General features: G+C 48.0%; 15 protein-coding genes. 11 read left to right on the forward strand and 4 right to left on the reverse strand.

The window, feature by feature from the left end:
• The first annotated feature begins 470 nt into the window (after window positions 1-470).
• The gene (locus KQI79_RS26025; protein ID WP_216541260.1) at window positions 471-1,715 is read left to right on the forward strand and encodes a copper amine oxidase N-terminal domain-containing protein; all 1,245 of its coding nucleotides are present in this window, start codon (window positions 471-473) and stop codon (window positions 1,713-1,715) included.
• A 59-nt stretch (window positions 1,716-1,774) separates the two neighbouring features.
• Here the strand turns inward: KQI79_RS26025 and KQI79_RS26030 are convergent, their stop codons facing one another.
• Window positions 1,775-2,971: a C45 family autoproteolytic acyltransferase/hydrolase gene (locus KQI79_RS26030; protein WP_367398247.1), complete on the reverse strand. Its 1,197-nt coding sequence runs from the start codon at window positions 2,969-2,971 to the stop codon at window positions 1,775-1,777.
• Between the two features lie 173 nt (window positions 2,972-3,144).
• Here KQI79_RS26030 and KQI79_RS26035 point away from each other — a divergent pair, with 173 nt between their 5' ends.
• The 5 genes from KQI79_RS26035 (at window position 3,145) to KQI79_RS26055 (ending at window position 7,968) form a co-directional block, all read left to right on the forward strand.
• Complete coding sequence (locus KQI79_RS26035) at window positions 3,145-4,242, forward strand: iron-siderophore ABC transporter substrate-binding protein (RefSeq protein WP_216541261.1); 1,098 nt, start codon at window positions 3,145-3,147, stop codon at window positions 4,240-4,242.
• Window positions 4,235-5,275 carry a FecCD family ABC transporter permease gene (locus KQI79_RS26040; RefSeq protein ID WP_216541262.1) on the forward strand — a complete coding sequence of 347 codons (1,041 nt, stop codon included), beginning with the start codon at window positions 4,235-4,237 and terminating at the stop codon, window positions 5,273-5,275. The genes KQI79_RS26035 and KQI79_RS26040 overlap by 8 nt, the downstream gene beginning before the upstream one ends.
• Window positions 5,272-6,303 (forward strand): FecCD family ABC transporter permease, encoded by a 1,032-nt coding sequence (locus tag KQI79_RS26045; protein WP_216541263.1) that lies wholly within the window; start codon window positions 5,272-5,274, stop codon window positions 6,301-6,303. The genes KQI79_RS26040 and KQI79_RS26045 overlap by 4 nt, the downstream gene beginning before the upstream one ends.
• On the forward strand, window positions 6,303-7,118 hold the full coding sequence (locus tag KQI79_RS26050; protein WP_216541264.1) for an ABC transporter ATP-binding protein: 816 nt from the start codon (window positions 6,303-6,305) through the stop codon (window positions 7,116-7,118). Before KQI79_RS26045 ends, KQI79_RS26050 begins: the two co-directional genes overlap by 1 nt.
• A gap of 154 nt (window positions 7,119-7,272) precedes the next feature.
• Window positions 7,273-7,968: an MIP/aquaporin family protein gene (locus tag KQI79_RS26055; RefSeq protein ID WP_216541265.1), complete on the forward strand. Its 696-nt coding sequence runs from the start codon at window positions 7,273-7,275 to the stop codon at window positions 7,966-7,968.
• Window positions 7,969-8,146: 178 nt separating this feature from the next.
• Here the strand turns inward: KQI79_RS26055 and KQI79_RS26060 are convergent, their stop codons facing one another.
• Together KQI79_RS26060 and KQI79_RS26065 are read right to left on the reverse strand one after the other, a co-directional pair.
• A complete protein-coding gene (locus KQI79_RS26060) occupies window positions 8,147-9,706 on the reverse strand; it encodes an ATP-binding protein (protein WP_216541266.1) in 1,560 nt (519 codons plus the stop codon).
• Between the two features lie 237 nt (window positions 9,707-9,943).
• Complete coding sequence (locus KQI79_RS26065; protein WP_216541267.1) at window positions 9,944-10,489, reverse strand: helix-turn-helix domain-containing protein; 546 nt, start codon at window positions 10,487-10,489, stop codon at window positions 9,944-9,946.
• A gap of 337 nt (window positions 10,490-10,826) precedes the next feature.
• On the opposite strand from KQI79_RS26065, the gene KQI79_RS26070 reads away from it, so the two are divergent.
• The 4 genes from KQI79_RS26070 (at window position 10,827) to KQI79_RS26085 (ending at window position 14,220) form a co-directional block, all read left to right on the forward strand.
• Window positions 10,827-11,723 carry an MBL fold metallo-hydrolase gene (locus KQI79_RS26070; protein ID WP_216541268.1) on the forward strand — a complete coding sequence of 299 codons (897 nt, stop codon included), beginning with the start codon at window positions 10,827-10,829 and terminating at the stop codon, window positions 11,721-11,723.
• A 40-nt stretch (window positions 11,724-11,763) separates the two neighbouring features.
• Window positions 11,764-12,762: an alpha/beta hydrolase gene (locus KQI79_RS26075; RefSeq protein WP_216541269.1), complete on the forward strand. Its 999-nt coding sequence runs from the start codon at window positions 11,764-11,766 to the stop codon at window positions 12,760-12,762.
• A gap of 121 nt (window positions 12,763-12,883) precedes the next feature.
• Window positions 12,884-13,264 carry a RidA family protein gene (locus KQI79_RS26080; RefSeq protein WP_216541270.1) on the forward strand — a complete coding sequence of 127 codons (381 nt, stop codon included), beginning with the start codon at window positions 12,884-12,886 and terminating at the stop codon, window positions 13,262-13,264.
• Window positions 13,265-13,308: 44 nt separating this feature from the next.
• Window positions 13,309-14,220 carry a DMT family transporter gene (locus KQI79_RS26085; RefSeq protein WP_216541271.1) on the forward strand — a complete coding sequence of 304 codons (912 nt, stop codon included), beginning with the start codon at window positions 13,309-13,311 and terminating at the stop codon, window positions 14,218-14,220.
• Between the two features lie 952 nt (window positions 14,221-15,172).
• On the opposite strand, the gene KQI79_RS26090 is transcribed toward KQI79_RS26085, so the two are convergent.
• On the reverse strand, window positions 15,173-15,775 hold the full coding sequence (locus KQI79_RS26090; protein WP_216541274.1) for a TetR/AcrR family transcriptional regulator: 603 nt from the start codon (window positions 15,773-15,775) through the stop codon (window positions 15,173-15,175).
• A gap of 185 nt (window positions 15,776-15,960) precedes the next feature.
• Between KQI79_RS26090 and KQI79_RS26095 the strand changes: the two genes are divergently transcribed.
• Window positions 15,961-16,545 (forward strand): hypothetical protein, encoded by a 585-nt coding sequence (locus tag KQI79_RS26095; RefSeq protein ID WP_216541272.1) that lies wholly within the window; start codon window positions 15,961-15,963, stop codon window positions 16,543-16,545.
• Window positions 16,546-16,698: the final 153 nt, after the last annotated feature.

Raw genomic sequence — 16,698 nt, forward strand, 5'->3', positions numbered from 1 at the left:
TCGAAAAAAGCGGTGTCTGCTCCTCATTTCGGCTCTCACTCTGTTTTATAAGGCGGCGAAATCCTGCGAATAAGTGAGTATTCGTGAGAAAACACCTTAAATACGAGGGACGAAACTGACGATCCTTATTGGGCTCAAAATGAAGGAGTTCCCAATCTAACGAAAGTACGGATCGCTAATCATTGGAAATCGACCGTTTTACCGCCTTTTTTCCCTCATTAGCGTGTTTTCGTTTCGTTATACCAGCAACAAGGAAATTTACAGGCGATTAGCGTGTTTACGTTTCGTTAGCCCGCCCGACGGGACATCAGCCGCTCAGCGCTCTTATGAAATGGACTATTTTTGCAGAAATTAGTGCTTCTACTCGGGATAAGCTGCGTCAAAAAAGCGACTTTTGCACCTTGGAGGTTACAGGAAAAATGTGTATTTTATGTTTAGTTCATTCAAATGAAGATCAGGGAGGGATTCGTTTGCGTTGGTACCGCCCCATACTTGTATGTATGCTGTTTTTCGCCACTCTCATCGCGGTACACCCCGACAGAACTTTCGCTGCCGGCGAACGGCCCGTGAAGGTATTCGTCGATACGGCGGAAATCGCTTTCCAGGTTCAACCGCTCACGATCAAGGGTGCGACGCTTGTGCAGTTCCGTCCGCTTTTTGAAGCGATGGGATTAGAAGTGGATTGGGATCAAACCAATCAGGTTGTGACAGGATCGAAAGAGGGATTGACGATCGTCCTGCGTATTGACGACACGCAGGCGGTCGTGAACGGGAAGCAGGTTCCGCTCAGCCAAAGCGCTCAAATCGCGAACGGCAGCACCATGGTTCCGCTTCGTTTCATCGGGGAGTCCACGGGCGCGATCGTCCATTGGGATCAGGTCAATCGGGAAATCACGGTGATCACGGATCGCTTGCTGAAGCAGCTTGGTATCACGAAGGAAGAGATGCAGAAGCGGCTGGACGAATACACAGCCAAGCAGCAACAACCGTCCAATCCGTCTCCTGCGGAACCGCCTCAAGTTCAGCAGCCAACTGCAAATCTCAGCGACCTGAAGGATCTCAATGGCATGTATTACGGATTAAGAGAAGACGTAGGGGGCTACGAATGCGGAGGCGCTTGTTGGGACATGTATACGTTTCTTCCGGACCGTCGCATTCTCGTCGGTCCTCCGCCGCAGGGCGGGCCGGAAACGATCGATTGCAAACGCGACGGTTGCAGCAATTACACCATTTCCGGCGACAAGCTGAAGCTAAGCAATGATGAGAGCCATACGATCCGCCTATCGGACAAAGGGGAACTGTATATTGACGATGTCTCTATGTCCCCTGTTAAGCCGGTTGCCAATGGGCTGAAATTGAAAGGGACCTACGAGTATATCGGCTTTAGCGGCCTCATCGGCGTGAATGCCGCCTCTTCGTCGTGGACGGAATCCTTGACCTTCTCGAGCGACGGTACGTTCGAAAGCACGGACCTGACCTTGGCCTCCCTCGACGCTACGGTCTCCGCGACCCATTCGAGCGAATCCAAGAGCGACAAAGGCACTTATAAAATCGCGGGCAATACGCTCGTCCTTACCTATGCGGACGGTACTGTCGTCCACAGCCTTTTCTTCGATCACGATCCCGGCGGCAAAGATTCGCTCAAGAATATCCAAATCGGGACAAATCATTTCTATATTTCCGATGAGGAGCAGCCAGCCGATCCCGTTTCATGAGGGTTAGCCCCTTCTGCTGAAAACTGCGGAAGGGGCTTTTCCTGGCCCCCGCTCTCCAATCAATCCATTTCCCTCCAAAATTGCTCCGGATTCTCGATCTTCACATCATCATATTTGCATACAATCTCTTGCAGCCCTACCGGCGCGTCAATATCGACTTCATGCCATGGATTCCTATCCGGCGGTCCGAAGCTGACCTTCAGTTTCTTCTCCGTTACATCAAAGATCATGCTTCGCAGCGTACCCATCCCGCTTGAATAATAATGGCAGCACGGACCATTTGGATACGGAGTGGATAGTAAGTTCCTTATCTTCTCATCGTCGAGATCGGGCGCATCCCGCAATAACGAATTCATGACGGAAGAATAGCGCATTTCAGAATGCCAAAAGTGATACTCGTCGAATTCTTTCATTTCATGACTCACATAATGGTTGGTAGCAACCAACAAGCCGCCGAACGGTTTGCGCACGGAAAGTCTTTTTTTATCCGATGCAAAGCTTGCCGCCTCGAATACGGCCACTTGATTCGAAGCGTCCGCCACCAGAAAATTCGCATTCGTACACAACGGTATTTCTTCAAACAAACATTGAGCCTCATAAACGTCTTTACAGCGGTCCAACAAGGCGCGAATCGCGACCCAGAACTCGCATCCGTCCCCGCCAAGAGGCTTCAAGTAAGCCGTACTGGACATGGAGACAACGAGCCCATATTCATTCATTCCATCCATTCTTCCCGCATTTTGCAATGAGAAGCCCATATGTTTTGGTTTTCCTGTCACTCGAGTAATACATAAGCTTCTTTCATCTCTTACAAAATACTCATAGCTCCTTCCTACATAAAAATGCCCATCGCTCGTATTTACAGGAAGCACTCCAAATTGGCAGCAATGAGGAGCGTTGTGATAAGAATTGGCATAGCAAATGATTTTTTCCGGTTCTATGCCTGCTTCATCGGCAAATCCTTGTACTTCATCCACAAAGCCGGAGCATATGTTGTCAATCAACATCATTCTCTTATGAGCCGTTGCTGCGGAGATATAATCCTGCCCTTCCATTGGACTCATAAAATAATTGAGATCTTCCGGATAGTACTCTTTTAGAGTTGCAGCTCGTTGCTTGCCTACCTCATAATTGCTTCTTTCAGCTACAAGAATGTCAAAAATCATCGGCTCTTTCTTTTCGTTATTTTCCATATTTTCAATCCTTTCCGCTAATAAGATAAATATGTATCCTAACATTCGCCTACATCCTAGCATATTAAAAAAATTAGGTCTATTGGATTTCTTGAATATCGAAAGACTCGGCGTGCACCGCAAATCACACTTATAAATATTTCATTGACAACCCGCCAATGAGAATATATATTAATGAATGATACTGATAATCATTATCATTTAAAATATCGTTCATGATAAGGAAGGGTCTGCAAATGAATGCAAAACGTAAAATCTCTTTAGGAACATTCGTCATTGGGGCTGTGCTTATGATATCGCTGGTTGGTTGCTCAAGTCCGCAATCAGGTTCGACACCCGCACCAACTTCGACTGGGAATGAGACGGCAAGCAACGTAACGTCCAACACGGAAACACCCGCTTCCCCAGATGCAAATGCCGAATATCCGATCGTGATCAAGCATGCTTTTGGCGAAACGGTCATTCCAAGCAAGCCTGAACGAGTTGCTGCCATACAATGGGCGAATCATGATGTCGCTCTCGCTCTCGGCGTTGTGCCCGTAGGCTTCTCGGCGGCGAATTACGGCGTTCAGGACGATAGCGGGCTTTTGCCTTGGACGGCTGCAAAGCTCAAGGAACTCGGCATAGAGAAGCCGAATATTTTCCAGGATACGGACGGCCTTGATTTTGAGGCTATTTCAGATGCAAATCCGGATGTCATTCTTGCGGCTTACTCCGGTATCACACAGGAAGACTATGATATTCTTAGTCAAATCGCTCCTGTCGTGGCCTATCCGACCGCTCCTTGGTTAACCACATGGCGCGAGCAAGTCGTTATGAACGCAACAGGGATGGGCATGAAAGCGGAGGGCGAACAACTCATTAAGGATACCGAGAACCTGATTAAGGAAAAGGCAAGCAAATATCCCCAGATGCAAGGCAAAAAAGTGGTCTGGGTTAACTTCTCCGCGAAAGATATGTCTAAATTACATATTTATACACCCACAGACCCTCGCGGCTCTTTTCTGATTGAACTCGGAATGGTTTATCCTGAAAGCGTGACGAAGCAGATTACGGATCCTACCGGCTACTCATTGAATCTAAGCGCTGAGAATGCCGACATCCTGTCCGATGCCGATATATTAATCGGGTATGGCGATGAAGAATTGTATCAAGCCGTGAAAGCTGATTCCTTGCTCGGCAAAATTCCGGCGATCCGGAGAGGTTCTGTTGTGTTCATCGGCAACGGCACGCCTTTGGCGGCTTCGGGAAACCCCAATCCGCTTTCGATCGCTTATACCATTGACGAATACCTGGGACTAATAGAAGGAGCTATTGCCAAAATCAATGAATAGTTCTTCGGTCTCCAAAAACAAAGGGCTAAGCTTACATATTCCGCGGAAATTTACGACGGTTCTGGCGATTTGTTTGGTCTTGCTCGGCGTATGCGTGCTTGCATCTCTGGCCTTAGGCTCTCGTCTGGTGGGATTTCACGAACTGATAGACGGTTTATTTCACCAAGACGCAGACTCCTATGGGGCGGACGTGGTTCGCAAGCGGATTTCCCGAACCGTTTTCAGCTTGTTTTGCGGTGCGGCGCTCGGAGTTTCCGGTGCGCTGATGCAAGCGGTCACTCGCAACCCGATTGCAGACCCGAGTATATTGGGAGTGAACACAGGCGCATCCTTGTTTGTTGTGTGCGGAATTGCGTTCTTAAACATCAGCACCGCACATCAATATATATGGCTCGCTTTAGTCGGGGCTGCGGTTACTGCGGTTTTCGTATACGGAATCGGCTCGATGGGGCGCGGCGGCGCCACGCCCATTAAGCTTGTTTTGGCGGGAGCCGCCACAAGCGCCGCCCTTTCTTCTCTCGTCACCGCCATCATGATTCCACGCTCTTACGTTATGGATCAATTCAGGTTTTGGCAAGTGGGAAGCGTCGGTTCGGCAACCTGGAGCGCGATTGCCACGTTCGCCCCGTTGCTGATCGTCGGCATCCTGGTCGCGGTAATTACTGCGCCGGCACTCAATGCGCTGTCACTGGGAGACGAGGCGGCGACCGGATTGGGCGTCCGAACAGGAATATTGAGGCTTGTTGCGGCGCTTGCCGGCGTTCTTTTATGCGGCGCGACGACAGCGCTGGCAGGCCCTATTGGATTTGTCGGGCTTTTATCTACTCATGTCATACGCCTGATTCTTGGCCCCGACTTGCGATTTGTGATACCGATGTCGGCGATTTCGGGTGCTATCATTTTGACGATATCGGATGTATGCGGCAGGCTCGTCGGCAGCCCCGGAGAGCTTGAAGTCGGCGTAGTTACAGCGTTTATAGGAGCTCCGTTACTAATCATTCTAGCGATGAGATCGAAAGTGCGTTCATTATGAAAAATAAATCTGTAGAGTTTATTATGGCGGGCCGACGTCAAAGACGCCGCCGATGGATCCTTGTTACCGCCTTCCTTGCGGCACTTGCAAGCGTTCTTTGCTGTGCCATGCTGTTACTGGGGAGCACCGTTTATCCGGTTAAAGATGTCGTTCGGGCCCTTTCGGGAGAGCAACTCAAAGGGGTGTCTTTTGCGGTAAATACGATACGTTTGCCGAGAATGCTGGCAGGTCTTTTCGCCGGATTTGCTTTCGGTCTTGCCGGGTACGTCTTCCAGACCATGCTGCGCAACCCCCTTGCGAACCCGAATGTCATCGGGATTACCTCCGGCTCGAGCGCGGCGGCTGTTTTTTGCATCACCATCCTTCATACAAGCGGAGCTGTTATTTCCGTTGCTTCGGTGATTGCCGGTCTTGCTACAGTCGCATTGCTTTATCTATTATCCAGAGGAAGGTCATTTTCGATCGGGCGATTAATCCTTGTCGGAATAGGCTTACAGGCCATGCTTGACGCCTTTATTTCCTATCTCCTATTGGTTAGCGCAGAACAAGATATTCCCGCAGCGCTCCGATGGCTCACCGGCAGCCTCAATGGATCGCAAATGCATGAGCTTCCGCCTCTTGCGATAACGGTATTGATCTTTGCGCCGATCGTTATCGTGCTGGGCAAGCATCTAAGCCTATTGGAACTTGGAGAACAATCGGCTTCTTCGCTCGGCACGGACACGGACAAGACAAGAATTGCGCTTGTTGCGAGTTCCGTCTGCATGATTGCTCTGGCTACCGCTACTACGGGTCCAATCGCCTTTGTCTCTTTCCTTTCGGGACCGATTGCGACAAGGCTGGTCGGAGTTGGCTTCTCAAACGCAATTCCGTCAGCTCTTGTTGGCGTTAATTTGGTTTTGGCGGCAGATCTCATCGGACAATTCGCTTTCGAGGTCAGATTCCCTGTGGGCATCATCACCGGAATACTCGGAGCGCCGTATCTGATCTACTTGCTCATCCGAATGAATCGAAAGGGAGAGTTATAATGAAACCGCCACATCTTTTTCAAGCCGAACGAATCGTAGCCGGCTATGATCATAGAACGGTCATCCAGGATATAGACCTCGTTATCCCCAGTCATCAAATTAGCGTTATGATTGGAGCAAACGGCTGCGGAAAGTCTACGCTGCTGAAAACTCTGGCAAGGCTTATCAAGCCTACGTCCGGCAAAATCACTCTTGACGGAAAGCCAATCGGCACCATTCCGCCAAAACAATTGGCTCGAGTGTTAGGGCTGCTGCCGCAATCCCCCATCGTTCCGGAAGGAATATCTGTCGCGGATTTGGTTGGACGAGGAAGATTTCCGCACCAATCCTTGTTCGGCGGATGGACAAAAAAGGATGTTGAGGCCGTTGCCGAAGCGATGGAAATTATGGATATTACCGAGCTTGCCAATCGTAATATTGACGAGCTTTCGGGCGGCCAAAGGCAACGTGTCTGGATTGCCATGGCTCTGGCGCAACAAACCGATATTTTATTTCTCGACGAACCGACAACCTTTTTAGATATTACGTATCAGATCGAAATTCTCGACCTGCTTACCGACCTGAACCGAAAACACGGAACGACCATTGTCATGGTTCTTCACGATATCAACTTATCCGCGCGTTATGCAGACCATATTTTTGCGCTTTATCAAGGAAAGCTTGTCGCTGAGGGGGAGCCGTCCAAGGTGATTACAAGCTCCTTGGTAAAAGACATTTTCGGACTTGATTGCACCGTGATCAAGGACCCCATTTCCGGCTCTCCAATGGTGGTGCCAAAAGGACGATATCATGTGAGTAATGAATGTACTCTTTAAATAAAGGAGAGTACCACTTCCAAAATATTCCTTAAAGCTCTAGTTCATTCTCGCATCATTTGCCACTTTTGTCGTGGGACCCTCTTCATGTATAGTTTTTGTTCATTTGTCTCGTTTATAGTAAGATTGATCTTTATTAATAAGGAGGCAGATTATGAATACTTCGTTCAAAAAGTATGCCGCCGAATTCATTGGAACATTGGTGCTTGTTCTATTCGGATGCGGCAGTGCCGCTACGGCGGGAGGAGAGCTCGGATATTTGGGAATTGCATTGGCTTTCGGGCTCTCTATTGTGGCGATGGCGTACGTCATTGGTCCGATTTCCGGATGTCATATCAACCCGGCGGTTTCACTTGCCATGCTCTTTAGCCGTAAGCTTACGGTTACCGACTTCATCGGGTATGTCATTTCTCAAATAGCCGGTGCTATTGCGGGCTCCGCCATTCTATACGCCATCATCGTCTCAGCGGGCATGCCCACGACGGGGCTCGGTCAGAATGGATTCGGCCCCGGTTATGGAATCGGGATTTCAGCGCTGATGGCTTTCATTGTCGAAATCGTTTTAACCTTCGTTTTTATTTATACGATCCTGGGTGTGACTTCCACGGAGAGCAATGGAAACGTAACAGGCCTGGTCATCGGTCTGACGCTCGCTTTCGTACATATTCTAGGCATTGCCCTAACAGGAACGTCCGTCAATCCTGCAAGAAGCCTGGGCCCGGCACTTCTGCTTGGCGGGCAAGCCTTATCCCAATTGTGGGTATTCCTTATCGCCCCGCTTGTCGGTTCGGCGCTGGCCGTTGCAGTTTACCAGTGGCTGAATAGCAGCCATAAGGGGAAGCAAGCATAAGCACAGGAATTAGGGGGGAAACAGAAAGTCTAACTTGAACGAGTAGCCCCCCCACTTTGCCACTAATTGCGATACGGTTTCGCTTATCCTGTCTAGCGGCGAAAAATCTGCCGCGGCGCTTATCGCCAGCCTCTCTGGCTTTTTAGAAGAACCGCTATATTCGTTTTCAACTTTCCGCTCATCCGAGCTTGATTGCATCTGTCAAATGGTCCACCAGCGCTTGCTGCAGCGTACCTTTCGTGACTGCTTTTTGTTCGAAGGACAATCCCGACCGAATCATCATTTTCACGATCTCCGGCCTGAGCCCGGTAACGATCGGTTTGCCGCCCATCATATTGACCCCATCAAAGACGTTAATTAGCTTTCTAACGACATCGGCATCCATCTCCATCACGCCCGACAAATCAATGATTAGCGTTTCGATCCGCTCATTGCCGATTTGCGAAATGACTTTGTCCTCGATGGTGTTGGCCCGGAACTCGTCAATCGTACCGATCAGAGGCAGAATGGAAGTTGCCTGAGTCAAGGGAATGATCGGAACGGAAAGATCCTCAACCATTGCTCGCTGCGCCCGGATCAAGTCGTCTTTGAATTGCGAATAGCTAATAAAGAATTGATTGAGGAATTGGTCCATTAACTGATTGATATTTTTTTCCAGGTTGAAATAATGTTCCTTACTATCGTTTTGGTTGTGCATTCGATCGTAATTGTACAGAAAGTCCCACATGACGCGCCGTACCGCCTGGATCCATTCCAGCTTGAAGGCGAGGGTCAACGAATGCTTCGCCCATGTAACCCCTTCTTGCTTGGCAAAGGCGATTGCTTCATACTCTTTCCCGTCGATGACGAAAAGCACCAGCTTGTGGGCGTTATCTATCAAGTTAATATTGCCGATAGCAAGAATTTCGTCGATTTTATCGCGGACGTTAACCGCTTCCAATAGCAACCGCTGTTCGAAAGCTTTTCGATTGACAACGAAAAAATCTTTCAAATTCATCGTTCGTTCCAATTCCAGATAAACCACCTCTTTCAATTTAATATTCTTGGTTTCCTTCGGAAAGGTGATTGTAAATTTGGTCCCGGCGTTTTCCGCGCTCTCCACTTCGATGGTGCCGTTGTGCTGATAAATGACCGAGAAAACGAGGGTCAATCCCATCCCGGTACCGTTTGCTTTCGTCGTAAAGAACGGCGTACCCAGCATACCGAGCTTTTCCTGCGGAATGCCTACGCCGTTGTCTTGGATACGAATCATCACTTCGTCCTCTGTCGACAAGTGCTCAATATAGATGGAACCCTTGTCTGGAATGGCCTCGAAGGCGTTTTTCAGCAAATTGAAAAACACTTTTTTCAATTGATTCTTCTTACCCAAGATGTAAGAGCCCGGATTTTGCAAGTTTTTATGAATCGAAACCCGATAAAATTGATCCTGGAACAACTGTGTCAATGACTCCAGCTCTACGATCAAGTCAACCGAAACATACGGCTCGTCCTCCAAATCGGGCTTGGACACATGCAGTAAATTTTGCAAAATGTCAATCGCATTTTCCAGCTCGGATTCGGCAATTTCTATGTATTTGCTCTCATTTCGCTCTTTCAACAACTGCAAAAATCCTTTGACAGCAGTTAGCGGATTTTTGACCTCATGGGCGATACCTGCGGCGATTTGCCCGACAGAAGCTAAATGGCTCAGGTGAGAGTCGTTTCTTTTTTTATCTGCAGAGCCTTCTTTTTCCTGCATCCTGAACAGCCTCCGATCTACAATTGTCCTATTCAATTAAAATTACTTATAGTATACCTATTCTCCTAGACGCTTTACTACAGCCATTGGACGGAATAGACCGAAAATCTCGCTGTTACTTTTGGTATGGTTCAGCTTAACGGGGCTATCGGCGAAAAATACTAAAGGGGTTCCCTTCCGCTGTTCTTTATAAATGGTCATCAGCGGTTCGTACGGATGTACCTCCAATCCGTTCTGTCAAAAAGTAGGCGGAGTAGCAACCGCTATTAGCAGCGTTTCGCCTTCCCAGATATTCTTATAACTATGGGGAATTGTGGCATCATAATAGATGCTGTCCCCTTCTTCGAGCGTATAACGTTCATTGCCAAGCACAAACTCCAATCGCCCGGAGTGGACAAATAGAAATTCCTCGCCATCGCTATGGCCGACGCCGATGTCGCCGTAAGCCGCTCCTTCTTCCAACACTCCCCACATCGGTCCCATTCGGTTGCTGCTTCCTTGACTGAGTGCGTACCAGGTAATACGAGATCCCTCGGAATGCACCAAAGGTTTGCGCTCGTTTTTTCTAACGACAATGCTTCGATTCTCCTCACCGAACAAATCGGTAAAATTCACATTTAATGCATTCGCTATGCGCTTCAGAACACTGATGGACGGATTCGCCTTATCGCGTTCAATTTCACTGAGAAAAGATAAGGATACAGAGGCTGCGTGAGCTACCTTCTTGAGCGTTAATTTCTGTTTTTTTCGCGTGCTTCGAATGGTTTCACCGATCGAATTCATTTGACAGTCTCCTAAATTCCGGAATTAATTTCGCTGAGAGCGAAATTTATAATTTTATAATAGGGGTAAACACGAGTAATATCAAGCCCTTCTACTGGGACGGAATTACGGTGTAAAAACGTTGATTTGTCAGTTTTATTGGACTACTATTTTATTAAGGTTGACGAATGAATTTTACCCGGGTATTACAGATCGTTCATTCTCGGCAGAATAATTTTCATTTGCAGCGAAATTTTAGATGGTTACGAGACACGAATCACATGATGGCAATGGAAAAGCCGTTCCTTGTTATTCGGATTCATAGAAACGTGTCAGAAGGACGAAAGGGGCATAAAGAATGACTAATAAAATTCCTAAGGTCTATCAAGTAGGTGATGTTACCGTTACACGTGTTACGGAGATGATGCTTGACGGTATTCCGCCAGAAGTGTATTTTGCGGGATCGTGGGACCCCAAGTTCCTGGAGGAGAATCGGAACTCTCTTCCATCTGGCCTGATCGATGGCAATTCTCAGCTTATCGTTAGCATTGGAACATGGGTAGTGAAAACCCCGAAGCATACGATCCTTATTGATACTGCTACAGGAAATGATAAAAACTTGCCTTTAAATCCGGATCTCGCCAATCTCGAGCTCCCTTATCTCGAACGCTTGAAAGAGGCAGGAGTTACACCGGAGGAAGTCGATTACGTTCTGCTGACGCATCTGCACGTGGACCATGTCGGTTGGAATACAAAGCTCGTTGACGGAAAATGGGTACCTACGTTCCCAAATGCCAAATACGTATTCCCCCTCGCGGAACAACAATATTATTCGAGTGAGGCCAGCCACAACAAAGCAAACGAAGCAAACTTTAACGTTTACGAAGAAAGCGTATTGCCTGTTGTTGAAGCTGGCTTAACGCAAACGATTAGCCCTGAGGGCGGGAAATTTCTTGATATTTTCACATTCATTCCGACGCCCGGCCACAGTATCGGCCAAATGTCCATCCATCTTAAAACCGGCGGAGAAGAATCTTTATTCGGCGCCGATGTGATGCACCATCCGTTCCAGGTTTTTAACCCCGAATGGAATTCCATGTACTGCGAATTTACCGACCAAGCCCGAGTCTCACGGCTCCGGGTGCTGGAGAGCATCGCGGATCGTCCAATCATTTATTTCAGCACGCATTTTCCGGAAAGTGCGGCGGGGTACGTGACTCGAAGCGGGGACGGATACAAGTGGGACTTTATTTAATACGACCTGACACAAACACAATACGAAAGGCGCTGAGCTTATGACAACCCATAATTTTCTTAATGATGTAAATATCGTGACCGAAGACCTTCGTATCCCAAGTGATACACCCGGAATCGAGCTTTATGTGCGAAATAAACGGCCAGCTTCCATGAATACCTTCTCTAACGAGAAAACGATCGTGATGGTTCATGGCGCTACCTATCCAATTGGCAGTCTGTACGATGTAGAGCTGGATGGCTTCACTTTTCTGGACTATCTTGCCAGCCATGGCTATGACGTGTACGCCGTGGACGTTCGCGGCTACGGCGGCTCGACAAGACCGCCTGAGATGGAACAGCCTGCCGACCTTAATCCACCGCTTGTCCGTACGGAGACAGGGGTACGAGATTTTGGCACAGCCGTGGACTATGTTCTGAAACGCCGGAATTTAACGAAGGTTAATGTTCTGGGCATGTCTTGGGGAGGAACGGTTGCGGGAGCTTATACCAGCCGAAACAACGATAAAGTAAACAAGCTTACTCTTGTCGCTCCACAATGGCTGAGCTCCAAACCGGTTCCGATCGATACCGGAGGTCCGCTTGGTTCGTATCGCCTTGTTGCTGTCGGCAGCACGAAAGAACGCTGGCTAAGCGCCGCACCGGAACATAAACGCAGCGATCTGATTCCGGATGGCTGGTTTGAACAATGGGTCAACGCCACTCTTGCTTCTGACCCGGGGAGCCTAACCGATCATCCTGAGCATATCCGGGCGACCAACGGCCCTATCCTGGATATCCGCGAATACTGGACGGTTGGCAAAGCTTTCTATGATCCTAAGAATATCACGGTTCCCATCCTTCTTGTTCATGCCGAGTGGGATATTGATGTGCCCCTTGAATTAGCCCAGAATTTCTTCACTTCCCTGACAGGAGCTGCCTATCGCCGCTGGGTCGAAATCGGAGAAGGGACGCACATGGTTTTGTTGGAGAAAAACAGACTTCAGGCTTTTCAAGCCATCCTCGGTTTCCTGGATGAAGCGTACGCACCGGTGAAATAAAGCTTCCGCTGCATGAACGGACTTTAAGATTATATCGATTGCTTTATTAGAGGCCCGCGGCATTGTCGCCTCGGGCCTTTTTATTCACCAATTTATAAAAGACGGGGAGAAATTTAATACGATGAGCCATACCGCTATAACAACAACAAAAGCACCCGCAGCTATCGGCCCTTATTCGCAAGCCATCGCTTTAGAAAATGCCGTCTATACGTCGGGCATGCTTCCGATTGATGCCGAAGGAAATCTGAAAGAAGGCATCGTTGACCAAACCCATCAAATATTAAAAAACCTGCAAGCCGTCTTAACTGAAGCTGGATTATCTTTAGTAGACGTTGTAAAAACATCCGTTTTCATGACGGATTTAGAGCAATTTCAGCAGATGAACGAAGTATACAGCCAATATTTCAGCGATCATCACCCTGCCAGAACAACCGTAGAAGTGTCTAGACTTCCAAGAGACGCCAAGATTGAAATAGAGCTTATCGCAATCAAACGCATTTAATTCCGCTCCATTATTCGTATTTCTGTGAAAGAAGGCGCATCTGTTTGCGAACTTATTTGCTTCTCTTGTTTTGCGCAACCCTTTACGGGAGTAATTTCGTCTTAGGTTCGCTGCTGCTGCAAGCATTTCCCGCCTTGTATCTGTCGGCATACCGGCTTATGGTTTCATCGGCGTTCCTGCTTGTATATTTGGTTGCAACCCGTGGCATGACGAAGATTACGCTCCGCGACTCCGTTTATTTAGTGCCCTTCGTTCTGATCGGGATGCTGCTTCACCAAGTTTCTTTCTTTACGGGACTTCGGACAACGGATGCAACGACGGCTTCGCTCATCTTATCGTTAGCTCCAATTTTTACAGCGCTATTTGCCCGCTTATTTTTGAAAGAGCCGTTAACGAAACGCATGGCTGCTGGCTCGATTGTTTCCCTCGCCGGTGTCTTCTTCGTAGTTGGACCCGGCGGAAGCATGGGTACAGCCATTACCGAAGGCGTCTGGATCATGTTTATCTGTATGCTGGCATTTTCGGGATCTGTGATCCTCATGAAAAAGCTGACGGAACGTATGGATGCGTTTGTCGCAACGGTATATACCACCCTGCTGGGCTGCATTTCGGTATACCCGGTGGCGGTCTGGAGCGAGCCTCACGTACAGGTAAGCCCTCATTTCTGGTGGTGGGTTCTCTTGGTTGGATCGGCTCTGCTTATTCAGGGCTTATGCGCGGTTATCTGGAATGCGCAGATCCGCAAGGTAGGGGCGGCTAAAGCCTCCCTGTTTCTGAATTTACAACCGTTTGTCGCCATGATTTTAGGATATATCACGCTCGGCACCCCGATTTCCTTAACGCAAGTGGCAGGATCTGTTCTCATTATTTCCGGCGTAGTTCTAGCCACTGTGCAGGGACAGAGAACAAGGAAAATAGAAGACGATACACTGAAAATATCCTCTGCCAAGAGGTAAAAAGCCTGCGCTGTAATCGAGGCTCACAAGAAAAAGATGGAGGACTTACGACAAGCCAAAAGGGAGCGCTTTATATCATGGCTCCCTTTGGCTTTAGGTTTAGGGCATTCTTTTGCGGGATGGCCCTTTCTTTGATTCGCTTGATCACGCCTTTTAGGTTCTTACTTAGATTCGATGCGACCTAATGGATTGGCACCCTCCTCCAGATCTTTCCGTGCTGCCAACCAGCTTGAGTCGTCGAGATTGAGCGCATCGCGAAGGTAAGACCACGTGAGCTGCTGGAGCAAAGCAACTCGTTCGGGGTTCTCATCCGTCGTCTCCGCGACGTTGTACCCGGAGATTCCGCCAAGTATATGTTCTGCACCGAAGAGAGTGAGCAGGCTTTTACTGCCCGGGCTCAGGAAGTAGGGGTCTGTGAACCAGTCCGGCCCCCGAGTGGACAGGTGGGATTGGTCATGATCCCCCGCGACCACGAGAGTCGGCGTCCTCATATCGGAGAAACTCGGGTTCATGAATGGGAAGTGCTCTGCCGCGAACGGACTCAAGTCAGCTCAGCCCAGTAGTCGACTAATGGACCGTAGCTGTCCATCGACCAACCAAAGCCTTGCGAGAAAATAATAATAGGGCCTTCAGCCCGAACCGAATCGTTTCCATCTCATAGAATAAAAGAGGGACTTGAAGGAGGAGATGACCATGCTTGTTAATCTTTTGCTTCGTTCTCGAGGAAAAGCCGTTGTACTTAAATTGGTTTCAGCGGAAGAAGTCGGGGGCGTCGTCGTGAAAGTGAATAAAGGAATAGTCGTACTCAGAACGTTACTGGGAACTAGAATGTTTATACCTATTCATAAGATCGTTGCCGTCATTAAACGGTAAAGAATACTTACGGCACGGTTCTCTAACTAAAAAGCCACTCCCAGACGAGTGGCTTGCTTCCTCAAGAGTTTCCTTGAATTTATTCCGGCTGCCTCCCCCGTCCTGCTAACCCGTAAAAGAACAACTCCATCAATTGATCCATACTCCAGATTGTCTGTTCTTGATTCGATGCCTCCCAATATCGGCTCAGTTCATTCTTGAACATCGTGAAGTAACGCATCGTCACCTCTTCTGATTGTTCTTTATTAATATAACCCTCTTGTTTGCCAAGCGCGACAAACTTCCTAACAAAGTGCACGATCTTCTGATTGCTATAGCTTTCCATCATTTGCATCAATCCGCCCAACTCAGAGGACGGGACTTTCGGGAACTCATCCGCTAGAATTTTCAAGTTTTTGGCCTCCAGCAGCATGATTTCCTTCGTCTTCTCAGGGAAAGACAGCCCGGAATCAAGAATGCTCTCATACAGCGCCAACTGCTTGTCCATCCAGTTCATCAGCGTATCGGTATAGAGCCGTTCTTTGGTACCGAAATAGTTATATATCGTAGCAGGGGAAACCTTCGCTTTATGCGCAATCTCATTCACGCTGACCTTTTGGAATCCATATTTAAAAAACAATTCCATGGATGCTCCGTAGATCTGCTCCATTTTTTTCTGTTTCCGTCGCTCGTAGCCGTCCATCATCTTCACCTCCCATACAGTGTAACCAAAGTTTTAGAGCATTTCAATAAAATCAGTATAAAACATTGAACTTTTAAACCTATGTAGTTATAATGATTTTAGAGTAAATTGATCTATACAGTACATAACTTTGCAAAAATGAAATGGCGATTGGAACCATGAATGGACGATGGGAGTGTAATGAAATGAAACAACTGCGGATTCCTGCTTTTTTGCATGATGTTTTTGGTGAAAAACAGTCTATTGGGTCTATTCTGGCGATACTGCTTTTTGGCGGAATACTGACTACTGCGTTATATTGGTCGTTCCCCGAATTGACAAACCAACTGCCGGTGTGGCGCAGCGCCCTGGCATTATTATTGATCTTCGATATTTTTGCCGGCTGTATAGCGAATTTTACGGCTTCTACCAGCAACTTTTATGCGGCGAGAAAAACGAATCGGATCGTATTCATTACGATACATTTCCATCTCGTGCTCGTTGCCCTTCTTCTCCGTACTGATATTGGGTATTCGCTAGGGGTATGGGCTTATACGATAATCGGAGCATTTATTGTAAATGCCCTTATCGGAAAGCATTCGCAACTGTTCGTTGCGGGGTTGCTCTTATCAATTGGCCTGGGCTCCATACCCATGCTGCCGGGGATAACGCCCTATATGCTGATCGTCTGCATATTGTTTATGCTTAAAGTATTGTTTAGCTTCGCCGTTGACCATTATGGCATAGCAAAGCATAATACCGATGAAGAAGCATCTATCGGCGAGAAGTAAGAAAAACGCCTGACGGCGTCCTTTAAGTTCGTGCATCTCCGTTCATACGTACCAAAGTAAGCTGGGGTATGGGGATCTTCTTCCCCTGTCCCCAGTCTACTTTTTCACATCATTTATCCTGTATTCATAGCCATGAACTCCTTTGTAATAATC

This window comes from Paenibacillus sp. MSJ-34, from assembly GCF_018918005.1.
In the GTDB taxonomy this organism is placed as follows: domain Bacteria; phylum Bacillota; class Bacilli; order Paenibacillales; family Paenibacillaceae; genus MSJ-34.

What these genes read in the sequence shown, in the direction of transcription:
- KQI79_RS26050 (WP_216541264.1), top strand. Translation starts at nt 6,303, where the DNA reads ATGAAACCGCCACATCTTTTTCAAGCCGAACGAATCGTAGCCGGCTAT.
- KQI79_RS26060 (WP_216541266.1), bottom strand. Translation starts at nt 9,706, where the DNA reads ATGCAGGAAAAAGAAGGCTCTGCAGATAAAAAAAGAAACGACTCTCAC.
- KQI79_RS26090 (WP_216541274.1), bottom strand. Translation starts at nt 15,775, where the DNA reads ATGGACGGCTACGAGCGACGGAAACAGAAAAAAATGGAGCAGATCTAC.
- KQI79_RS26075 (WP_216541269.1), top strand. Translation starts at nt 11,764, where the DNA reads ATGACAACCCATAATTTTCTTAATGATGTAAATATCGTGACCGAAGAC.
- KQI79_RS26055 (WP_216541265.1), top strand. Translation starts at nt 7,273, where the DNA reads ATGAATACTTCGTTCAAAAAGTATGCCGCCGAATTCATTGGAACATTG.
- KQI79_RS26095 (WP_216541272.1), top strand. Translation starts at nt 15,961, where the DNA reads ATGAAACAACTGCGGATTCCTGCTTTTTTGCATGATGTTTTTGGTGAA.
- KQI79_RS26040 (WP_216541262.1), top strand. Translation starts at nt 4,235, where the DNA reads ATGAATAGTTCTTCGGTCTCCAAAAACAAAGGGCTAAGCTTACATATT.
- KQI79_RS26065 (WP_216541267.1), bottom strand. Translation starts at nt 10,489, where the DNA reads ATGAATTCGATCGGTGAAACCATTCGAAGCACGCGAAAAAAACAGAAA.
- KQI79_RS26030 (WP_367398247.1), bottom strand. Translation starts at nt 2,971, where the DNA reads ATGCTAGGATGTAGGCGAATGTTAGGATACATATTTATCTTATTAGCG.
- KQI79_RS26070 (WP_216541268.1), top strand. Translation starts at nt 10,827, where the DNA reads ATGACTAATAAAATTCCTAAGGTCTATCAAGTAGGTGATGTTACCGTT.
- KQI79_RS26080 (WP_216541270.1), top strand. Translation starts at nt 12,884, where the DNA reads ATGAGCCATACCGCTATAACAACAACAAAAGCACCCGCAGCTATCGGC.
- KQI79_RS26035 (WP_216541261.1), top strand. Translation starts at nt 3,145, where the DNA reads ATGAATGCAAAACGTAAAATCTCTTTAGGAACATTCGTCATTGGGGCT.
- KQI79_RS26045 (WP_216541263.1), top strand. Translation starts at nt 5,272, where the DNA reads ATGAAAAATAAATCTGTAGAGTTTATTATGGCGGGCCGACGTCAAAGA.